A 26,748-nucleotide genomic window follows, 5' to 3' on the forward strand; every position below is an offset into this window, starting at 1 on the left:
TGCCTAACGACGGCTAAGCCGCCGCCCCTTCCACCGCTTCGACAACTGCGCCGAAATCCCAGTCATGCAGGCCGATGACCACGATCCGGGTTTCGCGCTTTTCGCCGGCTGCCCAGGGCCTGTCGAAATAGGTGTCGATGCGGGTGCCCACGGCCTGAATGACAAGCCGCATCGGCTTGCCCGGCACGTCGATGAACCCTTTGAGACGCAGAATGTCATGGTCGGAAATGATGTTCTTCAGCGTCTCCGCAAAGGCTGCCGGATCGGTAATCGATGGCAGTGTGAGCGCGAAGCTCTCGAATTCATCGTGGTCATGGTGATGAAGATGATCATGGTCGTCGCCACTCTCATGCGCCGCAGCATGCTCCAGCTCGTGGTGAGACTTGCGATTGTCGATGTCGCCTTCCGTAGCGGCACCAAGCCCCAGAAGCACCAGTGCCGGAACCTCGCCATGGCGGGCCTCGATCAATGACGGTTTGCGGGCAATGCGGCCGGCAACCTTTGACTTGACGTCGGCAAGCGCCTCGGCCTCCAGAAGATCGGCCTTGTTGAGTATGATCAGGTCAGCGCAAGTGAGCTGATCCTCGAACAGTTCCTCAATCGGGCTTTCGTGGTCAAGATTGTCATCGAGCGCACGAAGCGCGTCCACCTTGTCGTGATCATCGGCAAAGCGCCCGGCAGCGACCGCTGCACTATCGACGACCGTGACCACGCCATCCACCGTCACCCGCGTCTTGATACCCGGCCAGTTAAACGCCGCGACCAGCGGCTGCGGCAAGGCAAGCCCCGATGTCTCGATCACGATGTGATCGGGGCGGTCTGGCCGGTCCAGGAGCTTTTCCATGGTCGGAATGAAGTCATCGGCGACCGTGCAGCATATGCAGCCATTGGTGAGCTCGATGATGTCGTCTTCGGTGCAATTATCGGCACCGCAGCCCTTCAGCACATCGCCATCGACACCCAGATCACCGAATTCGTTGATTATGAGGGCGATCTTCTTGCCGCCGGCATTCATCAGCATGTTGCGGATAATCGTGGTCTTTCCCGATCCGAGAAAGCCGGTGATGACGGTTGCCGGAATTTTGGCCTGCAGCATGATTTAACCCTTCATTTTCAGCGGCAAACCGGCCGCTACGAAATACACTGTGTCCGCTTGTGCGGCGATCATCTGGTTGAGCCGCCCCGCATGGTCGCGAAATTTGCGCGCCATGCGATTATCCGGCACGATCCCAAGCCCAACTTCATTGGCAACGATCACGATCTCTCCTGAGAGATGGCGAAGGCAGTCAGCCAGCCCGGCGCTCTGCCCCTCCACATCCTTGTCCGCCAGCATCAGATTGGACACCCAGAGCGTCAGACAATCGACCAGAACGGCATTCTGTGACGCGCTGGACGAGGTCAGCGTCTCAACCAGCTCGAGTGGCGCCTCGTGGGTGATCCACCCCTCACCCCGATCCGAACGATGGGCCGCGATGCGCGCCCGCATCTCGTCATCGAAGGCCTGTCCTGTTGCGATGTAATGTCGGTCCAGACACGTATCTGTGACAATGTTTTCGGCAAAACGCGACTTTCCGGAGCGCGCACCACCCAGAACAAATGTCACATTTCTGGTTTTATCCGCTGCCACGTCAATTCACCTTGTCGGACGAGCCGAACAGGCCGCCGGGCTTGCCGATGATCACGGTACGATCCTTAGCGGTCGCCTTGCCGGAAATGGCAAAATCGGGATTGCTCTTGTCTTCCTCGGGCAGGAGCTTGTCCACATTGGGTAGCTCCACCTCCGCGTCGGCGGCAGAATTCAGGTCTTCGGCGTTGCGACCGATAAAGCGCGGCAGAATGGCAAAGAACAGCGCGGCCACGACCAGCAAGAGGACCGTCCAGCGTTTGAACAATGCAGAAGGCTTCATCGGGTTTGCATGTCGCATGCAATGCACGCGACCTCCCGGCAGCAACAACAGCGTAGACGCGACCGCAAGGGCGCTTCACCAAATGTCGCCACGACAACCTCCGTGCTGGCAACGGGGAGATACCCCAGTTTCGGGCGTCAGGCCCTGAAGGACGGCAGGTCTCCTGGCTCGCGGCTTCGGGCGCAGCGCAGTCACGCGCATTTGCCCACGGCTTTCCCTCACCTTCCCGAAAACTACCGTGATGCGAAAGGCGGACGATTCGTAGATAAGGAGGCGTCCAACCCCGGTTATTCGCACCACATTTTCAGTGGCTTTTCCGCCTGCAGGAAGACCACCTGCCGCCGCACCATGCGGTCGATCTCGACAGTCTTCAGCACAAACGGATGAGAAAGCCTCGCCGCTCTACAGTCGCGGGGTCGGCTGCGATTGGGACGCCCTGTTTGGGTCCATCCGTCGCATTCCCTTTTGCTCTCCGCGTCATCCCAGGATGAAGCGGAAACCATCCAATTCTCCCGCATGATTATGCGTTCCGCCGAATGAAGTCAATCAAACCGGCGACCTCAAAAGACAGGGGACGACTTCGCTCACAGAGGAATGTTGTCGTGTTTCTTCCAAGGATTGGACAGGTCCTTGTTACGCAGCATCTTCAACCCGCGCGCCAGCCGTCGGCGGGTCGATTGCGGACGGATGATCTCGTCGATATAGCCACGCTCGGCGGCCGCGAACGGCGACAGGAAGCGGTCTTCATACATCTTGGTGTGCTGGGCAATCTTGTCTGGATCAGCGATATCCTTGCGGAAAATGATCTCGACCGCACCCTTGGCCCCCATCACCGCGATCTGCGCCGTTGGCCAGGCATAGTTGATGTCACCACGCAGATGCTTTGACGCCATCACATCGTAAGCGCCACCGAAGGCCTTGCGGGTAATCACAGTCAGCTTCGGCACGGTCGCCTCGGCATAGGCAAACAGCAGCTTGGCGCCATGCTTGATCAATCCGCCATATTCCTGCGCTGTGCCCGGCAGAAAGCCCGGCACATCGACAAAGGTGACAATCGGAATGTTGAAGCAATCGCAAAAGCGGACGAAGCGTGCAGCCTTGCGGCTGGCATCGGAATCAAGGACGCCGGCCAGCACCATTGGCTGGTTGGCGACAAAGCCGACGGTCGACCCCTCGATGCGACCGAAACCACAGACGATATTCTTGGCGAAGCTTGCCTGGATCTCGAAGAAATCGCCTTCATCCGCCGTCTTCAGGACCAGTTCCTTGATGTCGTAGGGTTTGTTGGCATTGGCAGGCACCAGCGTGTCGAGAGACGTATCGGTCTGGTCAACGGGCTGAAAGCACTCGATCTCGGGAACTGGCGCCGTATTCGACTGCGGCAGAAGCTCGATCAACCGGCGCACCTGCAGCAGCGCTTCCACGTCGTTTTCATAGGCGCCATCGGCGATCGATGATTTGGTCGTGTGGATAGAGGCTCCACCCAATTCTTCCGCAGTCACCGTCTCGTTGGTCACGGTCTTCACCACATCGGGGCCTGTCACGAACATATAGGAGGTATCGCGCACCATGAAGATGAAATCGGTCATGGCCGGCGAATAGACGTCACCGCCGGCGCAGGGCCCCATGATCACCGAAATCTGCGGAATGACACCAGAGGCCAGCACATTGCGCTGGAACACCTCTGCATAACCGCCAAGCGCTGCCACACCCTCCTGGATGCGCGCACCGCCGGCGTCATAGATCCCGATAATCGGCGCACGGTTTCTAAGCGCCATATCCTGGATCTTGCAGATCTTCTCGGCATGCGCCTCCGACAGCGAACCGCCGAACACGGTAAAGTCCTTGGCAAAGACAAAGACCGTTCTGCCGTTGACCGTGCCCCATCCGGTGACGACACCGTCCCCCGAAATGCGCGTATTCTCCATGCCGAAATCCGAGCAACGGTGCTCGACGAACATGTCGAATTCCTCGAAGGAGCCCTCATCCAGAAAGATGTCGATGCGTTCGCGCGCAGTCAGCTTGCCGCGCTTGTGCTGGGCATCGATGCGCGTCTGTCCGCCGCCAAGCCGCGCTTTTTCGCGACGCTCTTCAAGTTCCCGGAGAATTTCCTTCATGGCAGCCCCTCATCCTCAACGAATGTGCGGGCTTACCATGACAACGCTGCGGATTGAAGCGCAACAGCCTTCGCTATTGGTATTAGGACCCGAAAGAGACAGCCTATGGTTTGCAGGCAGGGTCATTGGACGCGCATTTCGGTGCAGCTGTCTCCACCTTTGGAGCCGGTGACAAGCTGATGCTGGCATTGGCCCCGTCTTCCAGATTCGTCCCCGACCGCACAGTCGGCTTCACGACTTCGACGGCGACGTCAGGCTTTTGCACGAAGGCGTCGAATGTGGCGTCAGGCGCGATGGTTTCTTCGGTCACATAATCTGTTTTCAGCCTGGTCGAGGTCCGAGGCTTCGGCTTGACCACACGCACGAGGCTCGGGGTCTGCAGGGCGAAAGAAAAACGTATGCGCGCGGCGATCTCGTCGGCGAGCGCCTGAATGGCGATGTTTGGATTATCGGTATTGCTGCGAACAAGGAAGCTTCCGGCGGCAACCGGATTACCGGTCACGACATCCGCAGCGGTCACCTTGAAGCGTGCAAGCGCACGCCTGTCGCCGAGATAGCGGACAGCGCGGTAGCTTTCGATCTTTACGGTCAGCACAACCCGTTCGGTTGCCACCCGCCGCTCGGTAGCCTTGATTGCTGCCGAGACGCGCTGGTCCACGCCCGTAGTGAGCGCAAGCGGGACCTGCTCGTTGGCGATCACGCTGACATCGCGCACATCATAAAAGAAAGGCCGACGGATCGGATCCGTCGGAAAAGCGACACAGCCCGCAAGCGTCAATGCAGCAAGAAGAGTGGCGACAATCGGCAGCAGTCGACGAAGCATAGCGGGTTCCCGGCGAAATGAAGTAACGCCGAAAGCATGCGCATTTATAGTTAGCAAACGGTTAAGTAGCAGCTCTTAACGTTTCGAACACAGCCGATGCTGCCCGCAATTCCTCAAAACGCTTTGCACGGCGCATTTCCGCCTCGGCATCAGAACCCCAATGCTCGATTGTCCAATCTTCTTCCAGATGGGCAAGACGCCAGACCTCGTCACGCTCCAGCGCACCTTCGGCGAACGCCAGCGCCAGAACGGCGGAACCGGTGAGCGTTGTGATCACGTGGATCGCAGACAGGGGCAGCGGTTGGTGATATTTTTTCAAGGCCTTCGAAAAGGCTGAAAGCGCTTCTGCCGGCTGTTGCTGATGAATGATGCCCTGAGCCAGAATAAAGCGCGCCCCAAGATTGGAAGACGCCCAGGCGAGGACCGGATCCCATTCCCGCGTCTGGCGCTCGACCAGAGCATCAGGTGAGTCGGCCCGATAGAACAGCATATCGGTGCCGGCAAACCGCTCGATTTCCTCGGCAACGGCCCCGATCTGAACTGCCACACCATCGAGCGCTGTATTGACCAGACGCGTCACTGGCATCGAGGTGGGATTGATCACCTCGACCTGTGCGCGCCACTCATCTGCCACCATCTCTGCCAGTTCAGCATTCGGCATGGCCAGATCCGACTTGGCCGGTGTCTTCACCGTGCGGCCATCGAGCTGGATGAGAAAGCCGGAATCGCATGGTGCGACGGCCACCTCCTTGTAGAACCGCTTGGGCAGCGCCTTCTTCATCTGGATCTGCGCGCGCCGCACCGGATCCTCATGACTGAGTTCAGGAATGAAGGGACCGAAGATATCGGAGAGTTCGTCGCGCATGGGTTACCCCTTGTGAATATAGCTTAAGAGCATCGCCGGCTGGTCTATCACGGCGTCAGCACCCGCCTGCCAGAGCGCGTTCGTCGAGGCATAGCCCCAGGAAACGCCGATGGCAGTGGCATCGGCGGCCTTGGCCATCTGCATGTCATAGATGGCGTCGCCGATGACAATCGTGTCGGCTGGCGAAATACCCGCCTCATCGCAGCACTCGCTCACCATCGCCGGGTGCGGCTTCGATGGACAATCGTCCGCAGTGCGGCTGACGAAGAAATGGCGGCGCCAGTCATGCGTATCGAGAATGAGATCGAGACCGCGGCGGGACTTCCCCGTGACAGCACCGATAATGACGTCGTCGCGCTCAGCGAGTTCGGCGATGACGTCCCGGATACCGTCGAACAATCGATCAATGGCACCGCTTTCGCTTCGGACATCCGCGTAAATCGACTTGTAGTGAGCCATCATCTCCACGCATTCGCCGTCAGCATGCGGACGACCGAGAAGCCGCGCAATGGCAATATCGAGCGTCAGTCCGATAATCGACTTGGTGTCGTCGAGCGACGGCGCTTGGTGACCGTACTGAATGAAGGTGCGGCGCATGACCTCATGGATCAGAGCGGCGCTGTCGACCAGCGTTCCGTCGCAGTCAAACAGAACCAGCTTCACGACTGGTCCTCGTCGGCAGAAGTCTCATCGAAGCCCAAGAGGTTCCAGCTCTGCACCATATGCGGCGGCAGGGGAGCCGTGACCTTCAGGCGACCACCCGCCGGATGGGGAATATCGATATGGCGCGCGTGCAGATGAAGTCGTTTCTGGATGCCACCTGGAAATTCCCAGTTGTGATCGTCGATGAAATATTTCGGATCGCCAATGATGGGGTGACCCAGCGACAGGGCATGAACGCGCAACTGATGGGTGCGGCCGGTATACGGCTGCATTTCCAGCCAGGCCATGGTCTGCGCCGCTGTTTCCAGCACGCGGTAATAGGAAATGGCGTGATCGGCACCCTCTTCGCCGTGCCGGGCGATCCGCATGCGGTCGCCATCCTCGGTCTCTTCCTTCAGCAACCAGCTCGAAATCTTGTCTTCGTGCTTGCGCGGAACGCCTCTGACCAGTGCCCAATAGGTCTTTTTCGTGTCGCGCTCGCGGAACGCTGCCGTCAGCTTCTGCGCAGCGCCTCTGGTGCGGGCAACGACGAGAACCCCTGATGTATCGCGGTCCAGCCGGTGAACAAGCCGTGGCTTTTCACCCTTCTTGCTGGTCCATGCCTCAAGCATCTTGTCGATATGCCGTGTCAGGCCCGAACCACCCTGAACCGCAAGGCCAGCAGGCTTGTTGAGAATGAAGACCTTGTCGTCTTCATGCAACAGCATGCGCGACAGAAGCTCTCCATCGCCGGCATGCTTGAGATCCTTGCTGGCAATCGGACCGGTCTTGGTATCCTTCGCGTCGACATTCATCGGCGGAATGCGAACGACCTGCCCCGGTTGCACGCGCGCATCGGGTTTGACGCGGCCACCATCGACACGCACCTGACCGGACCGCAAAAGCTTCTGCAGTGCTCCGAACCCGAGGCCGGGATAATGGATCTTGAACCAGCGGTCGAGGCGCATACCCGCCTCTTCCCCGTCCACTGTGATATGTTCGATGCCGGCCATGTCGTCACTTTCGCTCAGGCGCGCGCGCCCACTAATGTCTCTTCAAGCGCCGGCTTTACTGCATTTCACCGCCATCGGACAACCTTAATGGCGAAAAGGATTTCAGAAGATGATACGCCCGATCGTCAGGCCAGCGAAAACAGCGGCCACGGACAAGACGATACTGAAGATCATATAGGCAGCTGCCGAGGCAAAGGCGCCCCGCTCGACAAGCGAAATGAAGTCCAGTGAAAACGCGGAAAAGGTTGTAAAACCGCCCAGAAAACCGGTCACGATCAGGACCCGCATATCTGCCGACGCGTTGAACTTGCGCAATACCAGCTCGGCAAACAAACCGATCATAAGCGAGCCCAGAATATTCACGGTGATGGTGCCCCAGGGAAAATTGGGCCCGAGCCATCGTATCGTGAAGAGCCCGACAAGATATCGCAGAACTGAGCCGCAGGCGCCGCCCAGCGCCACAAGAAGAATATGCATGATCAATCGCCTTCGTTTCCGTAAAGGCCGCGACGGACCCTTTTATCCCCCCATAGCGATCATGCTCGCCGCAGGCAACAAAAGAGACCTGCTCGGCATATTGCATTTGAATAAAATACAGATGCCGAAGTTTAAAATGCATATTCATTTCACGTGCATAGTAATCGCGAAACACTTTTGCGGTGAAACACATGACACAGGTTCTGACCATATCGGCCCAAACCGCGCACTACGCCGCGGATACGCATCAAAAGACTCAAAAGGTCACGCGAAGCTCTCTCGCGGAAGAACAAACCCGCGCATTGGCGGAACTGGCCCAAAAGAGCGAAGATTTCTCTCTTCGCGCCATGATGACCGTGATCAAGCCCCCGGCCCTGTCGCTATACTGGCTGACAGCGTCTACGCCGCGATTTGAACAGGCAACGCTGACCCAGGCCGTGGAAGCATACAAGGCCGGTCAATGAGACGCGGGCGCAACCGCCCGCGTCGTCACCAGTAAACTCAGTTTTTCTTTCCCGAAGCCGAAATCACCGGCAATGACACGTCAACCGTCCCGGCCTTCTCAAAGGTGATTGTGACGTTGACAGTCTTCCCTTCAACGAAGGGTTCCTTCACCGCCATAAACATCATGTGCAGGCCTCCGGGCTGAAGGGAAACCGTCTCACCGGCAGGGATCGCAATACCGTCATCGAGCGCGCGCATTTTCATGACCTCGCCCTGCATGGCCATTTCGTGCAACTGGACCTCTCCAGCGCTCGGTGATGACACCGAAACGAGGCGATCATCATGGTGGCCACTGTTGTGGATGGTGATGAAACCGCCACCGACAGGTTGGCCTGGAAGCATCGCCTTGGTGAAACCGCCAGTGAGCTCGAGATCGCCAATTGTCACAGAAGCGCCGTCCGCTGGAGCCATCGCCCCCATATCCATCGAACCGTGGTCCATGGCATCATGATTCATCGCACCATGATCGTGACCGGCAGCCTCACCGGAGGCGATCTTCAGCACGGGTGCAGGATGAGCAAGCGAATGCGGATCGACGCCCTCTGCTGCAATCTCGGTCCATGCCACCTCGCCGTCCGTGCCGCAAAGCTGGACAGTCGGGAAGGCAAGGCCTGCCGGACCAGCCTCTGCAACTTTGCCGTAGATAACGAAGGTATCGTAGTTGTCATCCGGCAAATCGCCGTTCTTCCAGCGGATCTCTACCGGACCCGACGTGATCTGCTTGCCGTGATTGTCATAGGCCTTTTGGTAGTCACCCTGGATGATCTCCAGGTCCCAGCCAGCCTTGGGCTGAGGCTTGGCAGAGATAAAGCCTTCCGGCAGCTTGACCTCGACATCCGTGGTCGCCTTGCCATCGCAACCATGCGGCACTTGCAGTGTGGCGGCAACATAAGACCCGACCTTGACCGGATCGTTGGCGAAGGTGGCATGCGCAAGCGCCGAGTGGGCAAAGCCGAGGCCCAAAAGGCCGGCAAGGGTGAAATTGATATGCTTGTTCATAAGTGTCTCCTGAACAGCCGGACGTCACAACGCCGACCGAAATCCCGATCTGGGATGATGAAATATCGTGGGTAAACGATAGTGTCAGGAGAACGCAGGCGGTCCGCGAGAGCGCGGCTGGGCAACGGGGCTTGCAACCGGAACGGCCTTGTCGCTGACAGGGCGATTTTCAAGCGAAGCAAAACTGGCAATCAGCCACGAGCAATCGGAAGGCGGAGGCAACACGGTCTGGCCGCCCAAAAGGCAGGCCTCGCATTTGCCGGCGGGAATTCCCGGAATCGAGGTCCCTCTCTCGCCAATGCAGAGATCGGCATAGCTGCCGTCCGGCAATTGCAGAGCCGTCGTCTCGATAATGGCTGCCAGAACCTGGGGCGGTTTGTGGGCGAATGCCAAAGACACCAGTGCAACGGCGCAGAGGATGCGCAGATACAATGTCGCCCTTGTCAGATTAGCCGTCATAACCGTCCCCGAATATGTCAGCGACTGCTTAGCCGGAAACAGAGTGGAAGGCAAAGGCCATCAGCCTGCGGCAACACGTAGCAGCCCGCTCGAGCGACCTGTGAAAACAGTGACGATCGGGACAAACTTGCATCCGTCATTGTCCCTGCCGGGAACCAACCCCGCCCTTCATGCTTTGAGCGTCCATCACGTTCAGAACTGAGGAGGCTTTCATGCCAGCACAATCCAAAGCCCAGCAGAAGGCAGCAGGCGCCGCGCTTGCTGCAAAACGCGGCGACATGCCCAAATCCAAACTTCAGGGCGCATCGAAACAGATGGTTGAATCGATGACGGAAAAGGAATTGGAAGATCTGGCAGAGTCCAAGCGCAAAGGTCTGCCGGACAAGAAGTCCGACTGAACCCAATGCGTCTTCCAGCCTCAGGTGTCGCACCGACGCGACAAAAAATTGGCTGAGAACGACGTTTGGCTATTGCCAACATGCCGCAGCCATCGATAATGGCAACCTGACCTTGTTGGGAGAACCGGTTTGATCCGGTGCCGAAGGAGCAACCGCCCCGGAAACTCTCAGGCAACAGGACCACAAGGTGCCGATAGGAACTCTGGAGAATAGAGCCGCCCGCCATAAGGGAAGGCACTTGCCGAAGGGATAACAATCTCAGGCAAAGGGACAGAGGGGGCTCGATGAACCGGCGCAGCAAGCGCCAGACATGAGCCAGTGCGCCGGGCGTTTCGATCCGGCCGCACAAGACCTGGAGGCCCCTGTGGACGAAAAGCCCACACTGAAAACCACCCCGCTGCACGATCTGCATGTGAAACTTGGTGCCCGCACGGTGCCGTTCGCGGGCTATGACATGCCCGTGCAATATCCGCTGGGCGTGATGAAGGAGCATCTCCAGACCCGTGAAAAGGCTGGATTGTTCGACGTATCGCACATGGGACAAGTGCTCGTGCGTGCCAAGTCCGGACGGTACGAGGATGCCGCTCTGGCATTGGAAAAACTGGTGCCTGTCGATCTTCTCGGGCTCAAAGACGGCCGCCAGCGCTATGGCTTTTTCACCGATGACAATGGCGGCATTCTCGATGACCTGATGATCACCCATCGCGGCGATCATCTGTTTGTCGTTGTCAACGCGGCCTGCAAGGATGCAGATATCGCCCATATGAAGGCACATCTGTCCGAGGCTTGCGACATTGAGGTTCTGGAAAATCGCGCTCTTCTGGCAATCCAGGGACCCCGTGCCGGTCAGGTCGTACCGGAACTGTGGGCTGGCCTTGCCGCCATGAAATTCATGGATATGCGGGAAGGACCGCTGCACGATATCGAGTGCATGGTGTCACGCTCCGGCTATTCCGGCGAAGATGGCTATGAACTTTCCGTGCCGGCTGAGCGCGCCACCGAACTGACCGAAATATTCCTCGGTCATCCAGACTGCGAGGCCATCGGCCTTGGTGCCCGCGATTCGTTGCGGCTGGAGGCTGGTCTGTGTCTCTATGGCAATGACATCGACACCACCACCAGCCCCATCGAAGCCGGCCTGGAATGGGCAATCCAGAAAGTCCGCCGCAGGGGTGGCGAACGCGAAGGGGGATTCCCGGGGGCCGAGCGCATTCTGGGCGAACTGGAAAACGGCACCAGCCGTCGTCGGGTCGGCCTGAAGCCTGAAGGCAAGGCACCCGTTCGAGCACCGGCCAGGCTCTTTGCCGATGCCGACGGCCAAACCGAAATCGGACACGTCACATCCGGCGGTTTTGGTCCTTCGGTCGAAAGCCCCGTTGCCATGGGTTATCTGCCCACGGACAAGACCGAGCCCGGGACGACGGTTTTCGCTGAAGTGCGCGGAAAATATCTGCCGCTCATCGTCTCGGCTCTCCCCTTCATCACGCCCGGCTACAAGCGATAGGCGCGCGGTGTGGCGGTGGAAATCCGACATAGTCCTATTTTTCTATCCATTCCCCATTCCCTTTGAGAGGATCCTCCAATGCTGAAATTCACTGCTGAACATGAATGGCTGCAGATCGACGGCGACGTTGCGACCGTTGGCATTACCGCACACGCTGCCGAGCAGCTCGGCGATCTCGTTTTCGTTGAACTTCCAGACGAAGGTGCGGAATTCGACAAGGGTGCGGACGCAGCGACAGTTGAGAGCGTCAAGGCAGCCTCCGAAGTCTATTGCCCGCTCGATGGCGAGATCGTCGAAGTTAACCAGGCAATCGCCGACGATCCGTCGCTGGTCAACTCCGATCCACAGGGCAAGGGCTGGTTCTTCAAGCTGAAGCTGAAGAATGCCGCCGATGCCGACGCCCTTCTCGATGAATCCGCCTACCAAGAGCTGATCGCATGACCACGCCAACAGAATTCCAGTTTACCGATTACGATCCATACGATTTCGCCAATCGCCGCCATATCGGACCCTCGCCGGCCGAAATGGACGAGATGCTCAAGGTGATCGGCTACAAGACCCTCGATAACCTCATTGATGCCACGGTTCCGGCCTCCATTCGTCAGGACGTGCCGCTGACCTGGGGTGCGCCGATGACGGAACGCGAAGCGCTCGACAAGCTGCGCGAGACGGCCAACAAGAACAAGGCGCTGACCTCGCTCATCGGTCAGGGCTATTACGGCACCATCACGCCGCCGGTAATCCAGCGCAATATCCTGGAAAATCCCGCCTGGTATACGGCCTATACGCCCTACCAGCCGGAGATCAGCCAGGGACGCCTGGAAGCGCTGTTGAACTTTCAGACCATGATCACCGATCTGACCGGCCTCGACGTCGCCAATGCCTCGTTGCTGGACGAAGCGACCGCGGCAGCCGAAGCCATGGCCATGGCGCAGCGCGTCTCGAAATCCAAGGCCAACGCCTTCTTCGTCGACAAGGATTGCCACCCGCAGACCATCGACGTGATCCAGACTCGCGCGGCACCGCTTGGCTGGCAGGTCATCGTCGGCAATCCCTTCTCCGACCTCGACCCGACAGAGGTGTTCGGTGCGATCTTCCAGTATCCGGGCACCCATGGTCATTGCCACGATTTCTCCGGCCTGATCGCCCGCCTCCACCAGACCGGCGCGATTGCCACCGTCGCAACCGATCTTCTGGCGCTGGCGCTCTTGAAATCGCCGGGAGACATGGAAGCCGATATCGCTATCGGCTCCTCGCAGCGCTTCGGCGTTCCGGTTGGTTATGGCGGCCCGCATGCGGCATTCATGGCAGTCAAGGACGCCATCAAGCGCTCGATGCCCGGTCGTCTCGTCGGCGTTTCCGTCGATGCCCGCGGCAACCGCGCCTATCGCCTGTCGTTGCAGACCCGCGAACAGCATATCCGCCGCGAAAAGGCGACATCGAATATCTGCACCGCGCAGGTTCTACTGGCTGTTATGGCCTCCATGTATGCCGTCTTCCACGGTCCACAGGGTATCAAGGCCATCGCCCAGCAGGTACACCGCAAGGCTGTCCTGATGGCAAAGGGTCTCGAAAAGCTCGGCTATGCTGTCGAACCGGAGACCTTTTTCGACACGATCACTGTCGAGGTCGGTCATATGCAGGGCCTCATCCTGCGGGCGGCCGTCGCCGAAGGTGTGAACCTGCGCAAGGTCGGCGCAACGAAGATCGGCATCGCGCTTGATGAGCGCACCCGCCCAGCCGTGCTGGAAGCCGTCTGGCGCGCCTTCGGCGGCGCGTTCGCCGTTGCCGAATTCACCGCAGACTACCGACTGCCGAAGGATCTTCTGCGTCGAAGCGACTATCTGAGCCACCCGATCTTCCACATGAACCGCGCGGAAAGCGAGATGACCCGCTATATCCGCCGACTGTCGGACCGGGATCTGGCACTCGACCGGGCCATGATCCCGCTCGGATCCTGCACCATGAAGCTGAACGCCACGGCCGAAATGCTGCCGATCACCTGGCCGGAATTTGCCGACATCCACCCCTTCGCTCCCGCCGATCAGGCATTGGGTTACAAGGAGATGATTGACGATCTGAGCGAAAAGCTCTGCGCCGTCACCGGATATGATGCGATCTCGATGCAGCCGAACTCCGGTGCGCAAGGGGAATATGCGGGCCTTTTGACCATCCGCAATTATCACATTGCCAATGGCGATACCCACCGCACCATCTGCCTCATCCCGACCTCCGCGCACGGCACCAACCCGGCTTCGGCGCAAATGGCCGGAATGACGGTGGTGCCGGTCAAGGCGCGCGAAAACGGCGACGTCGATATCGACGATTTCCGCGAAAAGGCAGAAAAATATGCAGAGAATCTATCCTGCTGCATGATCACCTATCCTTCAACCCATGGTGTGTTTGAGGAAACGGTGCGCGAGATCTGCGAAATCACCCACAAGCATGGCGGACAGGTCTATCTCGACGGTGCCAACATGAACGCCATGGTCGGCATTGCCCGTCCCGGCGATATCGGCTCCGACGTGTCTCATCTCAACCTGCACAAGACCTTCTGCATTCCCCATGGCGGCGGCGGACCGGGCATGGGACCGATCGGTGTGAAGGCGCATCTGGCAGACCATCTGCCGGGACACACGGCAACCGATGGTCGACCCGGCGCGGTATCGGCCGCCCCTTACGGCTCGCCTTCGATCCTGCCGATCTCCTGGTCCTATTGCCTGATGATGGGTGGAGAAGGCCTGACCCAGGCAACCAAGGTGGCGATCCTCAACGCCAACTACATCGCCTGCCGCCTGAAGGGTGCATACGACGTGCTCTACAAGTCTGAGGCCGGACGCGTGGCTCATGAATGCATCGTCGACACCCGCCCGCTCAACGACAGCTGCGGCATTACTGTCGACGATGTGGCCAAGCGCCTGATCGACTGCGGCTTCCACGCTCCGACCATGAGCTGGCCGGTCGCCGGCACGCTGATGATCGAGCCGACGGAATCGGAAACCAAGGCCGAGATCGATCGCTTCTGCGAGGCCATGCTGGCCATTCGCGAAGAGGCACGCATGGTGGAAGACGGTCGGATGAACAAGACCGACAATCCGCTCAAGAACGCACCGCATACCGTGGAAGACCTCGTCGGCGAATGGACAAGACCCTATTCGCGCGAACAGGCCTGCTTCCCGCCGGGGGCCTTCCGGGTGGACAAATACTGGTCCTCCGTCAACCGCGTCGACAATGTCTATGGCGACCGCAACCTCATCTGCACTTGCCCGCCAATGAGCGAATATGCAGAGGCGGCTGAGTAAATAGTCCAGCGCTTGTCTGACAGGAGAAAATCGCCTTCTCCCCCGATGAGGGGAGAGGGCCAAGGGTCACAGGTTACGTCAGCACTCACTTGGAAGACTGCGATATCAAAGACTTGCCCCTTAGGGAAAAGAGTAAGAGCCACCAGTTTGTGGTAAATCCGGCGCAATTCCCGCGATCAAACTCTTGCATTTTTTTGTCCGAATCCGTAATTAATCCAAATCGAACTTTGCTAGCGACTGTTGCCGGCCCTCAAAGCCCATTCAGATTTCCTCTCATAGTCGATCTACTGTCGGTCATTCTCGACCGGGCCCACAAGCGATTTGAAAGGAAATCGTTATGTCTACAGGTATCGTAAAGTGGTTTAACAGCACCAAGGGTTATGGCTTCATCCAGCCGGATGATGGCACGCCGGACGTGTTCGTTCACATCTCCGCAGTTCAGCGCGCAGGCCTTGCCGGTCTCGACGAAGGCCAGAAGGTCTCGTACGACATCGTTCAGGACAAGCGTTCGGGCAAGAGCTCCGCTGACAACCTGCAGGCCGCCTGAGGCGCCGCAGGGAGATCGTCCTTCAATGGGCGGTCACCACAATCAATCAGCATGAATTGGCCGGGCCTTGAGCCCGGCCTTTTCGCGTGAGCGAGCCAAAGCGCCGCACGACATTGCTCCAATTCGGCACAAAGCGGGAGATCAGCGCAACATTCCCGTTACCTTGATCGTTCAGACTTTCCTAAAAAACCCTGACTAAACTCTCATCCGTCAACACAGCACGGGTGAGCAATGAGCATTTCCGCAATCATGAACACCGCCTTGTCGGGCATGCAGGCCAATACGCGCAAGCTATCGACCACTGCCAACAATGTCGCCAATGTCATGACGCCCGGCTATGACCGCCAGGTCACCGCATTCTCATCCTCGCCCGCTGGCGTGGAAACAACCGTCCGATCCTCCCAAGACATGACCTTCCCCGACACCTCCAATGTCGACCTCGGCCGGGAAATGCTCTCCACCATCGAATCCGAAATCGGGTTCAAAGCCAATGCGGCCGTCTGGGAAACCGGTGCCGACATGTGGGATGTGCTGATGAGCATCAAGCGGGACTGAGGGGAGCGGCGCTCGACGTAATTGAAGTCGAACCGGCAGCGATTACACCAATAATCCTTGCAGCCCCAACACCACCGCAACGGCTCCAAACGCGATCAACACCAGTCCAGAGATGCGCGATACCCAGTTCGCAAACGCCTTCGGCAGACGATAACGCAACTGCGTGACAAGCCCGCACAAACACAACCACCACAGCATCGATCCGGCAAATACACCTGCGACCAGCGATATGGCCCCAAACCAGTCTCCCTCTCCTGCCAGACCGAGACCCGCAAAGATCGCGGCGAAGGAAAGGATCGTCGTGGGATTGGCCATGGTCAGAAGATAGGTGCTAACCGTCGTCGACAGTACGTCTCGGGTACCGACCCTTGCGGGCCTGACGTCGCGTCGCGGTCGAAGGTTTGTTACACCGAGCCACAACAGGAAAGCGCCACCAGCCAATTGCAGCGGTAACGAGATCGCATCGAGAAACCGGGCGAAAGCCGCAAAGCCGGCGGCCGCCAATGCCGCATAGGTCGCATCGGCAAGCGCAGTACCCACCCCACCGGCGAGTCCGACTAAGAATCCACGCTCAAGTGTCCGCGAAATGCAGAGCGTTCCAATGGGCCCCAACGGGGCCGCAATGGCAAGGCCGAGCACAAACCCCTTGGCAAGAATAAACAGCATGTCAGCGGCACGCCTCTATGGAATGACAAAGTCATCATGCCTTATTTTATGATCGCGGAGCCGAATTTTTTACCGCGCCGCCAATGATGACGATTTCACGCCAGCGAAGTTCCAATATCCCTCACCCTGGACCTGTCCCGGGGTCCGGCGACACGATGTCGATCGCGCAAGCGAAGCCTTCGCGGACTAAGAGCAAACGGCAAGCTGTCATCTCTTCGCGCAGACGCGGGGCTGGATTCCTGTGACAAGCACAGGAATGAAGACGAGTCCTCCGTTATCGCCCCGCCAGGCAACATCACGGCCTGTCAGATGTCTTCCAGCCAGCAAAAAGCCCGGCACAATGGCCGGGCGCACAAACACGTAATGACGTAGACCGAAGGCCTATGCTTCCGCAGCCTGCTTCTGTCGGGCCAGTTCTGCCAGATCGGCTGCCTGGAGTTCGACCGATTCGCCGCAGCCGCAAGCAGACGTCTGGTTGGGGTTGCTGAAGACAAAGCCGGAGCGGAACTTGGTCACTTCGAAATCCATCTGGGTGCCGAGCAGATACAGCGTGGCGGCCGGATCGATCCACACGCTGGCGCCGCCATGGGTTACCATGTCGTCGCGGGCATCGGGTTCCTTGACGAGGTCGACGGTATATTCCATCCCCGCACAACCACCCTTCTTGATGCCGACCCGCACGCCCTTGGCGTCCGGTCCGGAATTCTCGACAATGGCCTTGACGCGGTCTGCTGCCGCGTCAGTCATCGTCATGATCTGGAATGCCATATGAATTCTCCTAACCTCACCGGGTTCAAGGCCCGGAAGACCTGGTTCTGAATCTAGTATCGCGACCTTAACGGATCAATACCAGCCGACGGCAACCTGTGCCTCTTCCGACATGCGATCGGGCGTCCATGGCGGATCGAAGGTCATTTCGACCTCCACACCGGATACACCTTCGACGGCACCAACGGCGTTTTCCACCCAGCCCGGCATTTCGCCGGCGACCGGGCAACCCGGGGCGGTAAGCGTCATCATGATCTTGACCATACGGTCGTCCTCGATGTCGATCTTGTAGATCAGACCGAGCTCGAAGATATCCGCCGGAATTTCCGGGTCATAAACCGACTTCAACGCAGAGACGACGTCATCGGACAGACGCGCCAGTTCCTGCGTCGGAATGCTGGACGTTACAATGCCCTCGCGAACATCGATCTTGGCTTCACTGTCGTCGACACTCATGGTCTTCAGTCCTCAAGCAAAAAACGTACGGGCATAATCGAGCGCATCGGCAAGCGCGTCGACATCGGCTCTGGTGTTATACATGGCGAATGAGGCACGACATGTCGAGGTCACACCAAAACGCTGAAGCAGTGGCTGCGCGCAATGGGTACCGGCACGAACGGCCACCCCCTTGCGGTCAATCAACATCGACACATCATGGGCGTGAATGCCGGCAAGTTCAAACGAGAAGATTGCCCCCTTGCCCGGCGCATTGCCATAGATCTTCAGGGAATTGATCGCCGACAAGCGCTCATGGGCATAATCGCGCAGATCTGCTTCATGGGCGCCGATGGCCTCTCGACCGATGCCATCCATGTAATCCAGCGCATACCCAAGTCCGATGGCCTGCACGATCGGCGGTGTACCGGCCTCGAAACGGTGCGGCGGATCGTTGTAGGTCACCGTCTCCTCGGTCACATCGACGATCATCTCACCGCCACCCATGAAGGGCTGCATTTCTCGCAAGCGCTCGGCCTTGCCATAGAGAACGCCAATGCCGGAGGGACCATAAAGCTTGTGGCCTGTCACCGCATACCAGTCGCAATCCAGGTCCTGCACGTCGACCGGCATATGAACAGCGCCTTGCGAGCCGTCGACCAGAACCGGAATGCCGCGTGCATGGGCGATCCGGCAGACCTCCTTGATCGGCACCACCGTGCCGAGTGCATTCGACATATGGGTCAGGGCCACCAGCTTGGTACGCTCGGTCAGGCAGTTTTCGAAGGCTTCCAGATCGAATGCACCCTCATCCGTCACCGGCGCCCAGACGAGCTTGGCCCCCTGACGTTCCCGAATGAAATGCCATGGCACGATGTTGGAGTGGTGCTCCATGATCGAGATGACGATCTCGTCACCCTCGCCGATATTCTGCATGCCCCAGCCATAGGCGACCGTATTGATCGACTCGGTGGAGGATTTGGTGAAGACGAGATCATCCACCGACGGCGCGTTCAGAAAACGCCGCACTTTCTCGCGAGCTGCCTCATAGGCATCGGTGGCCGCATTGGATAGAAAATGCAGGCCTCGATGCACATTGGCATATTCGTTCGAATAGGCCTTCGAAATCGCATCGATCACCACCTGGGGCTTCTGTGCCGAGGCCGCACTGTCGAGATAGACCAGCGGTTTGCCATCGTGAACCGTGCGCGACAGGATCGGAAAATCCTTGCGGATGGCGTCGATGTCGTAGCCTTTCGATGTCGGTAGCGTATCAGCCATAATTTTCCAGCCAATCGGAAATCGTGCCTTCCAGCGCCTCAACCAGCGCCTCGTCGTCCAGCTCCTCGACAACTTCCGCCACATAGGCATTGATCAGAAGGGCACGCGCCTTCTTCTCGGGGATGCCGCGCGCCATCATGTAATAGAGATGGTTATGATCGATATCGGCAACCGTTGCCCCGTGTGCGCATTGAACGTCATCGGCAAAGATCTCAAGCTCGGGCTTGACGGAAAACTCTCCGTCATCCGACAACAGCAATGTGTTGCAGGCCATGCGGGCGTCGGTCTTCTGCGCATCCGGCGCGACCCGGATCTGGCCCTGGAAAACGCCATGGGCGCGATCGAACACCACGCTGCGGATCACTTCCGTCGAGGTCGTATTGGGCAGATCGTGGCCAAGCGTCATGGTGATGTCGGTATGGGTTTCACCGCCGAGCAGATTGACCGCCCGAAGTTTGAAATCCGAACCTTCGCCCTTGGTGGCAGCGTGAATTTCCTGACGCACCAGTTTCCCGCCGGCATTGACGATGACGAGGCGCACATTGGCGTCGGCACCGATGGCAAGCTTGAACTGGCCAAGATGCGTGTCGTCCGCACCCTGCGTCTGAACGATGACCCAGGTGAGCTCCGCGCCATCACCGACAGTCATGTCACTGACGGCCGATACGAGAGCAGCGCCCTCGCCCGTCGATAGATGACGTTCGATGATGAGAGCCTTCGAGCCTGCCCCGATCTCGACCGGGAAACGGCTGTGAACCTGTCCGCCGCCATGCACGCATTGCAACTCCACCGGAGCCTCAAGGGCAGTATCGGCGGCAAGCGACAGCATGAAGCCATCGGTCACGAAACTGCCATTCAGGCGACCGATCGCATCGCTCGCGTCGAACGCAACCAGACCGTCGGCGGCAACGCCGTCGGACAATCCTTCGCTGAGGCGCGATACGGTCAGGCCTTCCGGCAGGCTGTCGATCACATTGGCCCGTCCATGCTCGATGGCAAGCCGCGTCGACTGCGCCACATAGGCGGCAACGGCTCGAGCGCTCGATGCAGGATCAACGGTCGGGACCGTGCGCAAAAGCGTTTTCAGATCCGTGTAGTGCCAGGCTTCGATGCGCCGTGTCGGCAATCCGCCGCGCTTCAATTCGTCGAAGAGCTTGTCGCGCGCGGCCATGACACGGCCGTCGCCCGGCATATAGCCGATCTGGTTGGAATAGGCCTCATTCAGCGCGTCTTCCGCGGCGGTCGGCCTGTTAGCTGCTTGCAATGCCATAGGCTTGCTCCTTTTCGAACGCTCAGGCGGCCTGACCGATGATGTCGTTATAGCCGTTGGCTTCGAGTTCGAGCGCCAGATCCTTGGTGCCAGACTTGATGATCTGCCCCTTGTAGAGGACATGAACCGTATCCGGCACAATGTAATCGAGAAGGCGCTGGTAATGGGTGATGACGATGGTCGCGCGATCGGGCGACTTCAGCGCATTGACGCCATCTGCCACGATCTTGAGCGCATCGATATCGAGGCCGGAATCGGTCTCGTCGAGAATGCAAAGCTGCGGTGCAAGCAGTGCCATTTGCAGGATTTCCGCACGTTTCTTCTCTCCGCCGGAGAAGCCGACATTGAGGGGACGCTTGAGCATATCCATGTCGATCTGCAACTTGGCGGCCGATTCTTTGACCAGCTTGATGAAGTCAGGGGTCTTGAGCTCCTCTTCACCACGCGCCTTGCGCTGCTCGTTCATGGCCACTTTCAGGAACTGCATGGTGGCAACGCCTGGAATTTCGACCGGATACTGGAAAGCCAGGAAAATGCCCTTAGAAGCACGTTCGGCAGGATCGAGATCGAGAATGCTCTCACCGTTGTAAAGAATCTCACCTTCGGTGACTTCGTAGTCTTCGCGCCCCGACAGGATGTAGGAGAGCGTCGATTTGCCAGAGCCGTTCGGGCCCATGACGGCGGCCACTTCGCCGGCTTTAACGGTCAGGTTCAGACCCTTGATGATCTCGGTGCCGTCTTCGGCGATGCGGGCGTGCAGGTTCTTGATTTCAAGCATGTTGTTTTCCGTTGTCATGCGCGAGCAAGCTCAGCGCGTTCTTCAGTTCAATCTCAAATAAGGCTTTTGATAAAGGGCAGGATGAGAGCCGATACGGCTCCGGTCACCAGCCCGATCCCGATACGCAGAGGCTTGCTGCTTATGCCCGGCACAAGAAATGCCAGACCGCCGCAAACCAGCGCATAGTAGATCAGGCTGAGCGCATCCATTATCCCACGCTTCCCTCAAGGCTGATGCCAATCAGCTTTTGTGCCTCGACTGCGAATTCCATCGGCAATTCCTGGATTACCTCACGAACGAAGCCATTGACGATCAGTGCGATCGCCGCTTCTTCCGGAATGCCGCGCTGCAGGCAGTAGAACAGCTGGTCCTCGGAGATCTTCGACGTTGTCGCTTCATGCTCGAACTGGGCCGTCGAATTCTTCGCCTCGATATAAGGAACCGTATGCGCGCCGCACTTGTCGCCAATCAAAAGCGAGTCGCACTGGGTGAAGTTACGGGCATTGGACGCCTTGCGGTGGGCAGACACCTGACCGCGATAGGTGTTTTGCGACACGCCGGCGGAAATGCCCTTGGAGATGATGCGGCTCGACGTGTTCTTGCCGAGATGGATCATTTTGGTACCGCTGTCGATCTGCTGGTGACCATTGGACACTGCAATCGAATAGAACTCGCCGCGCGAACCATCGCCACGCAGGATGCAGGACGGATATTTCCACGTGATCGCAGACCCTGTTTCCACCTGAGTCCAGGAGATCTTGGAATTCTTGCCTCGGCAATCACCACGCTTGGTAACGAAGTTGTAGATGCCGCCCTTACCGTCCTTGTCGCCGGGATACCAGTTCTGGACGGTCGAATACTTGATCTCGGCATCATCGAGCGCAACCAGTTCGACCACGGCTGCATGCAGCTGGTTTTCGTCGCGCTGGGGTGCCGTGCAACCCTCGAGATAGGACACGTAGGCACCGTCTTCGGCGATGATCAGCGTGCGCTCGAACTGGCCCGTGTTCTTCTCGTTGATGCGGAAATAGGTGGACAACTCCATCGGGCAACGAACGCCCTTCGGCACGAACACGAATGATCCGTCGGTAAAGACCGCAGAATTGAGCGTGGCGTAATAATTGTCAGTGGCTGGAACGACTGTGCCCAGATACTTCTTCACCAGATCCGGATGCTCGCGGACGGCCTCCGAGATCGACATGAAGATCACGCCGGCCTTCTTCAGCTCTTCCTTGAAGGTTGTAACAACCGAGACGCTGTCGAACACGGCATCGACGGCAATCTTGGAGGTCTGGACACCGGCGAGCATTTCCTGCTCACGCAGCGGAATACCAAGCTTTTCGTAGACCGCCAGCAGCTCCGGATCGACCTCGTCGAGTGTCTTCGGGCCGGACGTCGTCTTCGGCGCGGCATAATAATAGTAGTCGTTGAAATCGATCTTCGGATAATCGACGCGCGCCCATGTCGGCTCTTCCATCGTCAGCCAGCGCTGATAGGCCTGAAGACGCCATTCGAGCATCCATTCAGGCTCTTCTTTCTTTGCTGAAATGAAACGGATGATATCCTCCGACAGACCCTTTGGGGCCTTGTCGACTTCAATCATGGTTTCAAAGCCATATTTGTACTGGTCGACATCGATCTGGCGGACCTGATCGATCGTTTCCTGCACAGCAGCCATATTCGTTCTCCAATCTCGCCGGTTCAAAGTCCGGCGGCTTGTCAACGTCAGAAGCGGTGATGCGCTTCTATGTAGTTGTCCAAGGGCTCATTTTAAGCCCGTGTTGCAAGTTTAAAATTGCGTTTGAGCAATTTTTCCAAAGCTCAGGCCGCCTGCCCCCCAACGCGCCGTCGTCCGGCAATACGTTGAAAAACAGAAACAGCCAGATCAATCTCCTCAGGCGTAGTGGATGGCCCAAGCGAAATACGCAACCCACCGGCCTTGTCGTCAAATCCCATGGCGGTGAGCACATGGCTCTTCCCAACCTTGCCCGACGAACAGGCAGAACCGGCCGAAAGCGCTATACCTTCCAGATCGAAAGCGATCTGTCCGGTCTCTGCCTTCATGTCCGGCAGGCCAAAAAACGTGGTATTGGCCACCCGCGGACTATCGGCACCGTAGATCACCACGTCCGGGGCCGCTTGTCGCATGCGTGTTTCCAGCTCATCCCGCAAGGCGCGAATGCCGGAATTGCGATCCTCAAGCTCGACCAGCATCGCCTCTGCGGCGGCACCAAATCCGGCGATAGCAGACACATTCTCCGTTCCGCAGCGATGTCCTTTTTCCTGGCCACCCCCGCGAATCAGAGGCGTCGGCATCAAGGTCTCGCCGCGAGCAACAAGCGCGCCGGCACCCTTAGGGCCGCCAATCTTGTGGCTGGAAACGATCAGGAAATCGGCGTCAAGTGCAGCGATATCCACTGGCATGCGCCCCACGGCCTGGACCGCGTCGACCACGAGCAACCCACCATGGGCATGCACCAGAGCCGCAACCTCCGCGACCGGCTGAACGACACCAGTCTCGTTATTGACGAGCATCACCGCCACCAGCGGCAGTCCAAGTTCAGACGAATGCGACACGAGCTGTGTCTTCAAAGCGGCCAGATCCACCTGACCGGAACTGAGAACGGCGATCTCGGACTTGCGATCGGCTGCAAAACGTCCGCCCTCGCGAACAGCCGGATGCTCGATGGCCGAGACATACAGATGCCCCACATTCAGCGGCGACTTGCCCATCCGGAAATCGGGCGTCAGCACCATATTGGCGGCTTCCGTCGCACCGCTGGTCAAGATGACATTGGCTGCCGTTCCACCGACCAGGGTTGCAATCTGACGTCTGGCCTTCTCGACCAGCATACGCGCCGCCCGCCCTTCGCCGTGAACGGAAGACGGGTTCCCGCCAAGGTCGAGCGCGTCAACGACAGCCGCACGCGCCGCCGGATGAAGCGGCGCCGTTGCGTTCCAATCGAGATAGATGCGCGTCTTGGCCATCGAAAACCTGACTATCCCACTCCTCGCAGCACGCATTTTCCTTGATATTCGCGCCGCGCATGTCCTATGACACCAACCACCGAAAGATGGACAGCCATCACAGTTTCGAATTGTTCTAAACTGCGTTCTAGAAAAGCTGAGTGAATACGTCAAGTCAGCTTTCTGAAATGAGCTGTTGGAACATAAAAAACAACGAGTCCGGAGTTTAGATGCCCGAAGTCATTTTCAATGGCCCGGCTGGCCGCCTGGAAGGCCGCTACCAGCCTTCCAAGGAAAAAAGCGCACCGATCGCCATTATCCTGCACCCGCACCCGCAATTCGGCGGGACCATGAACAACCAGATCGTCTACCAGCTCTTCTACATGTTCCAGAAGCGCGGGTTCACGACATTGCGTTTCAATTTCCGCAGCATTGGCCGCAGCCAGGGCGAGTTCGACCACGGCGCTGGCGAATTGTCGGATGCTGCATCGGCGCTCGACTGGGTGCAGAGCCTGCATCCCGATTCGAAGAGCTGTTGGGTCGCCGGCTATTCCTTCGGCTCCTGGATCGGCATGCAGCTTTTGATGCGCCGTCCGGAAATCGAAGGTTTCATGTCGATTTCGCCTCAGCCCAACACCTATGACTTCTCCTTCCTGGCACCCTGCCCCTCGTCCGGCCTCATCATCAACGGTGATGCCGACAAGGTCGCGCCGGAAAAGGACGTTCAGGTTCTGGTGGAGAAGCTGAAGACCCAGAAGGGCATCCTGATCACGCACAAGGTCATGCCCGGCGCCAACCACTTCTATAACGGCCAGGTCGACGCACTGATGGCCGAATGCGAGGATTACCTTGACCGTCGCCTCGATGGCGAACTGGTGCCGGAACCTCCGGCCAAGCGCATCCGCTAACCGATGCTCAAAGTCGTGGTCGATACAAACGTTCTCGTCAGCGCTTGTATCGACCGCGGTGCCGCCTCAATAGTAATCGCGGCGTGCCTCTCAGACCTCTGCAAACCCTGTCTTTCTTTCTGCATCTCTCCTGTTTGACTATCGCGACGTCCTTGCGTGTGAATCGATTTTCCAGTCAGCGCGACTGAATGCGCCCGAAAGAATATTGTTGCTCGAGGCATTCGTGTCGAAATGCCTGATGCAGACCATTCATTTCAAATGGCGGCCAAATCTGCGCGACGAAGGTGACAGTCACCTGATGGAGTTGGCAATCGCAGCTAACGCGCCTAATATCGTCACATCCAATATCAGAGACTTTCAAAGACACGACCTGAAATTCCCCGGCATTTCAGCACAGACGCCAGAAGATTTTGTCATAAGGCTCATGGGATGAACGCGATCACACGTAATCTTCCGAAAGATATCGGCGACAAAATTGAAGCGATTGCCCTGCAACGCGGTGTGTTACGCAAAGCATTGCTGGAGAACTTGGCTAAAGAACTGGTTGAGCATCAGGATGCCGTCAAACTCGATGAAGAGATGGCCGAACGCAGTCGTGGTCGGATCGACGAGGCACTTGAACTTCTGCAGCGATGAAGCAAACGACGACCGAACATTTGAGACAAGAGACGCGTGACCCAAAGCCCTCCGGCGGCGGCAAGCCCTCCGGATTCTCTTTCGATACCATCGGTTTTGCGGGCGGCGGCAATCGCTGTTACTGGCAAAGCGGCTTCTTCGAGGGCTTGAACGCGCGTTACCCGCAAACGCCTGACCACTATGTTGCCGTGTCTGCGGGCGCCTATCACTGCGCCATGAACGCGATCGGGATTGGTGAACGCGTGCGCACCGCAGCCTTTGACTATGCTGGAGAAAAACGACCGGAGCGAGACTGGTCGCGCCTGAATGCCGGCCACTCCCCCTTCGTTGTCGGCACGCTTTTCCGCGAATTTCTCACTGAGCAGTTCGGACGTCTCGAGCTTGCAGCCCTGAAAGCCGCTCCGCCTATCCTGATCCAGGTCTCCCATCCGCCACCATTCATGCCGGCTTCGCTCGCCGCGCTCGGCTCCATCACGGCCTATCAGCTCGAAAAGCTCCTCACCGGCGGCGCCTATTCCCGAGCCGGGCGTTATCTCGGCCTCACAACATCGTGGATTTCGACCCATGACCTTGACGCGCCGGAACAGTTGGTCGATGCGATCATGGCATCCTCATCCGTCCCGCCCTTCATGCCCGTTGGAACCGTGAATGGCCGACCGGCACTGGACGGTGGACTGACTGACAACCCGCCGATCGGGAAACTGAAGGAAACCGAGGGCAAGGGCGGAAGAACGCTTTTGCTGACAACCCGTCATGGCCGCTCACCGCCGAAGGCAGACCGTCGGATCATCGTCTCGCCGAGCCAAGACATCACGGTAAAGAAATTCGCCATCGGTGACGAGGCGGGCTTACGAAAAGCCTTCGAGATCGGCCTGCGTGACGGCGAGGCCTTTGCAACACAACTGCCGCAACTGCTGCTGAAATAGC

31 protein-coding genes and 2 riboswitches are annotated in these 26,748 nt (G+C 58.4%); of the genes, 11 read left to right on the forward strand and 20 right to left on the reverse strand.

Annotated elements, in window-relative coordinates; translation table 11 throughout:
- Positions 1-13: 13 nt before the first annotated feature.
- The 9 genes from cobW to crcB all read right to left on the reverse strand — a co-directional run bounded on the left by cobW (position 14) and on the right by crcB (position 7,847).
- The gene (cobW, locus tag ACQQ2Q_RS10030; protein ID WP_428186930.1) at positions 14-1,096 is read right to left on the reverse strand and encodes a cobalamin biosynthesis protein CobW; all 1,083 of its coding nucleotides are present in this window, start codon (positions 1,094-1,096) and stop codon (positions 14-16) included.
- A 3-nt stretch (positions 1,097-1,099) separates the two neighbouring features.
- On the reverse strand, positions 1,100-1,627 hold the full coding sequence (gene cobU, locus ACQQ2Q_RS10035; RefSeq protein ID WP_428186931.1) for a bifunctional adenosylcobinamide kinase/adenosylcobinamide-phosphate guanylyltransferase: 528 nt from the start codon (positions 1,625-1,627) through the stop codon (positions 1,100-1,102).
- A gap of 1 nt (position 1,628) precedes the next feature.
- Complete coding sequence (locus ACQQ2Q_RS10040) at positions 1,629-1,907, reverse strand: hypothetical protein (protein ID WP_428186932.1); 279 nt, start codon at positions 1,905-1,907, stop codon at positions 1,629-1,631.
- A gap of 136 nt (positions 1,908-2,043) precedes the next feature.
- Positions 2,044-2,426, reverse strand: a riboswitch (cobalamin riboswitch).
- Between the two features lie 65 nt (positions 2,427-2,491).
- The gene (locus tag ACQQ2Q_RS10045) at positions 2,492-4,024 is read right to left on the reverse strand and encodes an acyl-CoA carboxylase subunit beta (protein WP_428186933.1); all 1,533 of its coding nucleotides are present in this window, start codon (positions 4,022-4,024) and stop codon (positions 2,492-2,494) included.
- A gap of 103 nt (positions 4,025-4,127) precedes the next feature.
- Positions 4,128-4,847 (reverse strand): hypothetical protein, encoded by a 720-nt coding sequence (locus ACQQ2Q_RS10050; RefSeq protein WP_428186934.1) that lies wholly within the window; start codon positions 4,845-4,847, stop codon positions 4,128-4,130.
- Positions 4,848-4,908: 61 nt separating this feature from the next.
- A complete protein-coding gene (locus ACQQ2Q_RS10055) occupies positions 4,909-5,712 on the reverse strand; it encodes an ATP12 family chaperone protein (RefSeq protein WP_428186935.1) in 804 nt (267 codons plus the stop codon).
- Between the two features lie 3 nt (positions 5,713-5,715).
- Positions 5,716-6,375: an HAD-IA family hydrolase gene (locus ACQQ2Q_RS10060; RefSeq protein WP_428186936.1), complete on the reverse strand. Its 660-nt coding sequence runs from the start codon at positions 6,373-6,375 to the stop codon at positions 5,716-5,718.
- Positions 6,372-7,367 (reverse strand): RluA family pseudouridine synthase, encoded by a 996-nt coding sequence (locus ACQQ2Q_RS10065; protein WP_428186937.1) that lies wholly within the window; start codon positions 7,365-7,367, stop codon positions 6,372-6,374. Before ACQQ2Q_RS10065 ends, ACQQ2Q_RS10060 begins: the two co-directional genes overlap by 4 nt.
- A 102-nt stretch (positions 7,368-7,469) precedes the next feature.
- Entirely contained in the window at positions 7,470-7,847 is a 378-nt protein-coding gene (gene crcB, locus ACQQ2Q_RS10070; protein WP_428187483.1) for a fluoride efflux transporter CrcB, read from the reverse strand.
- 188 nt (positions 7,848-8,035) lie between these two features.
- Here crcB and ACQQ2Q_RS10075 point away from each other — a divergent pair, with 188 nt between their 5' ends.
- Positions 8,036-8,308 carry a hypothetical protein gene (locus ACQQ2Q_RS10075; RefSeq protein ID WP_428186938.1) on the forward strand — a complete coding sequence of 91 codons (273 nt, stop codon included), beginning with the start codon at positions 8,036-8,038 and terminating at the stop codon, positions 8,306-8,308.
- Between the two features lie 37 nt (positions 8,309-8,345).
- Here the strand turns inward: ACQQ2Q_RS10075 and ACQQ2Q_RS10080 are convergent, their stop codons facing one another.
- The gene (locus tag ACQQ2Q_RS10080) at positions 8,346-9,347 is read right to left on the reverse strand and encodes a DUF1775 domain-containing protein (protein ID WP_428186939.1); all 1,002 of its coding nucleotides are present in this window, start codon (positions 9,345-9,347) and stop codon (positions 8,346-8,348) included.
- An 84-nt stretch (positions 9,348-9,431) separates the two neighbouring features.
- On the reverse strand, positions 9,432-9,806 hold the full coding sequence (locus tag ACQQ2Q_RS10085; RefSeq protein WP_428186940.1) for a hypothetical protein: 375 nt from the start codon (positions 9,804-9,806) through the stop codon (positions 9,432-9,434).
- Positions 9,807-10,018: 212 nt separating this feature from the next.
- Between ACQQ2Q_RS10085 and ACQQ2Q_RS10090 the strand changes: the two genes are divergently transcribed.
- From ACQQ2Q_RS10090 to ACQQ2Q_RS10115, 6 genes are all read left to right on the forward strand, one after another.
- Positions 10,019-10,204, forward strand: coding sequence for a DUF3008 family protein (locus ACQQ2Q_RS10090; RefSeq protein ID WP_428186941.1), 186 nt, complete (start codon positions 10,019-10,021; stop codon positions 10,202-10,204).
- Between the two features lie 106 nt (positions 10,205-10,310).
- Positions 10,311-10,397, forward strand: a riboswitch (glycine riboswitch).
- A gap of 117 nt (positions 10,398-10,514) precedes the next feature.
- On the forward strand, positions 10,515-11,708 hold the full coding sequence (gcvT, locus tag ACQQ2Q_RS10095; protein ID WP_428186942.1) for a glycine cleavage system aminomethyltransferase GcvT: 1,194 nt from the start codon (positions 10,515-10,517) through the stop codon (positions 11,706-11,708).
- 78 nt (positions 11,709-11,786) lie between these two features.
- Positions 11,787-12,149, forward strand: a complete 363-nt coding sequence (gcvH, locus tag ACQQ2Q_RS10100; RefSeq protein ID WP_428186943.1) for a glycine cleavage system protein GcvH — start codon at positions 11,787-11,789, stop codon at positions 12,147-12,149.
- A complete protein-coding gene (gene gcvP, locus ACQQ2Q_RS10105; protein ID WP_428186944.1) occupies positions 12,146-15,010 on the forward strand; it encodes an aminomethyl-transferring glycine dehydrogenase in 2,865 nt (954 codons plus the stop codon). The genes gcvH and gcvP overlap by 4 nt, the downstream gene beginning before the upstream one ends.
- Positions 15,011-15,347: 337 nt before the next feature.
- Positions 15,348-15,557 carry a cold-shock protein gene (locus tag ACQQ2Q_RS10110; RefSeq protein ID WP_428186945.1) on the forward strand — a complete coding sequence of 70 codons (210 nt, stop codon included), beginning with the start codon at positions 15,348-15,350 and terminating at the stop codon, positions 15,555-15,557.
- Positions 15,558-15,788: 231 nt separating this feature from the next.
- Positions 15,789-16,112, forward strand: a complete 324-nt coding sequence (locus ACQQ2Q_RS10115; protein ID WP_428186946.1) for a flagellar basal body protein — start codon at positions 15,789-15,791, stop codon at positions 16,110-16,112.
- Between the two features lie 42 nt (positions 16,113-16,154).
- Here ACQQ2Q_RS10115 and ACQQ2Q_RS10120 read toward each other — a convergent pair whose 3' ends face one another.
- The 9 genes from ACQQ2Q_RS10120 to ACQQ2Q_RS10160 form a co-directional block, all read right to left on the reverse strand.
- Complete coding sequence (locus tag ACQQ2Q_RS10120; protein WP_428186947.1) at positions 16,155-16,778, reverse strand: LysE family translocator; 624 nt, start codon at positions 16,776-16,778, stop codon at positions 16,155-16,157.
- A 381-nt stretch (positions 16,779-17,159) separates the two neighbouring features.
- Positions 17,160-17,546 (reverse strand): Fe-S cluster assembly scaffold SufA, encoded by a 387-nt coding sequence (gene sufA, locus ACQQ2Q_RS10125; protein ID WP_428186948.1) that lies wholly within the window; start codon positions 17,544-17,546, stop codon positions 17,160-17,162.
- Positions 17,547-17,621: 75 nt separating this feature from the next.
- Complete coding sequence (locus tag ACQQ2Q_RS10130; RefSeq protein WP_428186949.1) at positions 17,622-18,002, reverse strand: SUF system Fe-S cluster assembly protein; 381 nt, start codon at positions 18,000-18,002, stop codon at positions 17,622-17,624.
- Between the two features lie 12 nt (positions 18,003-18,014).
- Complete coding sequence (locus tag ACQQ2Q_RS10135; protein ID WP_428186950.1) at positions 18,015-19,262, reverse strand: cysteine desulfurase; 1,248 nt, start codon at positions 19,260-19,262, stop codon at positions 18,015-18,017.
- Positions 19,255-20,532 carry a Fe-S cluster assembly protein SufD gene (gene sufD / locus ACQQ2Q_RS10140; RefSeq protein WP_428186951.1) on the reverse strand — a complete coding sequence of 426 codons (1,278 nt, stop codon included), beginning with the start codon at positions 20,530-20,532 and terminating at the stop codon, positions 19,255-19,257. Before sufD ends, ACQQ2Q_RS10135 begins: the two co-directional genes overlap by 8 nt.
- Before the next feature lie 22 nt (positions 20,533-20,554).
- Positions 20,555-21,310: a Fe-S cluster assembly ATPase SufC gene (gene sufC, locus ACQQ2Q_RS10145; protein ID WP_428186952.1), complete on the reverse strand. Its 756-nt coding sequence runs from the start codon at positions 21,308-21,310 to the stop codon at positions 20,555-20,557.
- Positions 21,311-21,363: 53 nt separating this feature from the next.
- Positions 21,364-21,519 carry a hypothetical protein gene (locus tag ACQQ2Q_RS10150; protein ID WP_428186953.1) on the reverse strand — a complete coding sequence of 52 codons (156 nt, stop codon included), beginning with the start codon at positions 21,517-21,519 and terminating at the stop codon, positions 21,364-21,366.
- Positions 21,519-22,988, reverse strand: a complete 1,470-nt coding sequence (gene sufB, locus ACQQ2Q_RS10155) for a Fe-S cluster assembly protein SufB (RefSeq protein WP_428186954.1) — start codon at positions 22,986-22,988, stop codon at positions 21,519-21,521. The genes ACQQ2Q_RS10150 and sufB overlap by 1 nt, the downstream gene beginning before the upstream one ends.
- A gap of 143 nt (positions 22,989-23,131) precedes the next feature.
- Entirely contained in the window at positions 23,132-24,298 is a 1,167-nt protein-coding gene (locus ACQQ2Q_RS10160; protein ID WP_428186955.1) for a cysteine desulfurase family protein, read from the reverse strand.
- A gap of 209 nt (positions 24,299-24,507) precedes the next feature.
- On the opposite strand from ACQQ2Q_RS10160, the gene ACQQ2Q_RS10165 reads away from it, so the two are divergent.
- From ACQQ2Q_RS10165 to ACQQ2Q_RS10180, 4 genes are all read left to right on the forward strand, one after another.
- Entirely contained in the window at positions 24,508-25,185 is a 678-nt protein-coding gene (locus ACQQ2Q_RS10165; RefSeq protein ID WP_428186956.1) for an alpha/beta hydrolase, read from the forward strand.
- A gap of 166 nt (positions 25,186-25,351) precedes the next feature.
- Positions 25,352-25,618, forward strand: coding sequence for a PIN domain-containing protein (locus tag ACQQ2Q_RS10170; protein ID WP_428187484.1), 267 nt, complete (start codon positions 25,352-25,354; stop codon positions 25,616-25,618).
- On the forward strand, positions 25,615-25,821 hold the full coding sequence (locus tag ACQQ2Q_RS10175; protein ID WP_428186957.1) for a hypothetical protein: 207 nt from the start codon (positions 25,615-25,617) through the stop codon (positions 25,819-25,821). The genes ACQQ2Q_RS10170 and ACQQ2Q_RS10175 overlap by 4 nt, the downstream gene beginning before the upstream one ends.
- The gene (locus ACQQ2Q_RS10180; protein ID WP_428186958.1) at positions 25,818-26,747 is read left to right on the forward strand and encodes a patatin-like phospholipase family protein; all 930 of its coding nucleotides are present in this window, start codon (positions 25,818-25,820) and stop codon (positions 26,745-26,747) included. The genes ACQQ2Q_RS10175 and ACQQ2Q_RS10180 overlap by 4 nt, the downstream gene beginning before the upstream one ends.
- Position 26,748 lies beyond the last annotated feature (1 nt).

The sequence above is a fragment of the Agrobacterium sp. ES01 genome (assembly GCF_050320885.1).
Taxonomy (GTDB): Bacteria; Pseudomonadota; Alphaproteobacteria; order Rhizobiales; family Rhizobiaceae; genus Allorhizobium.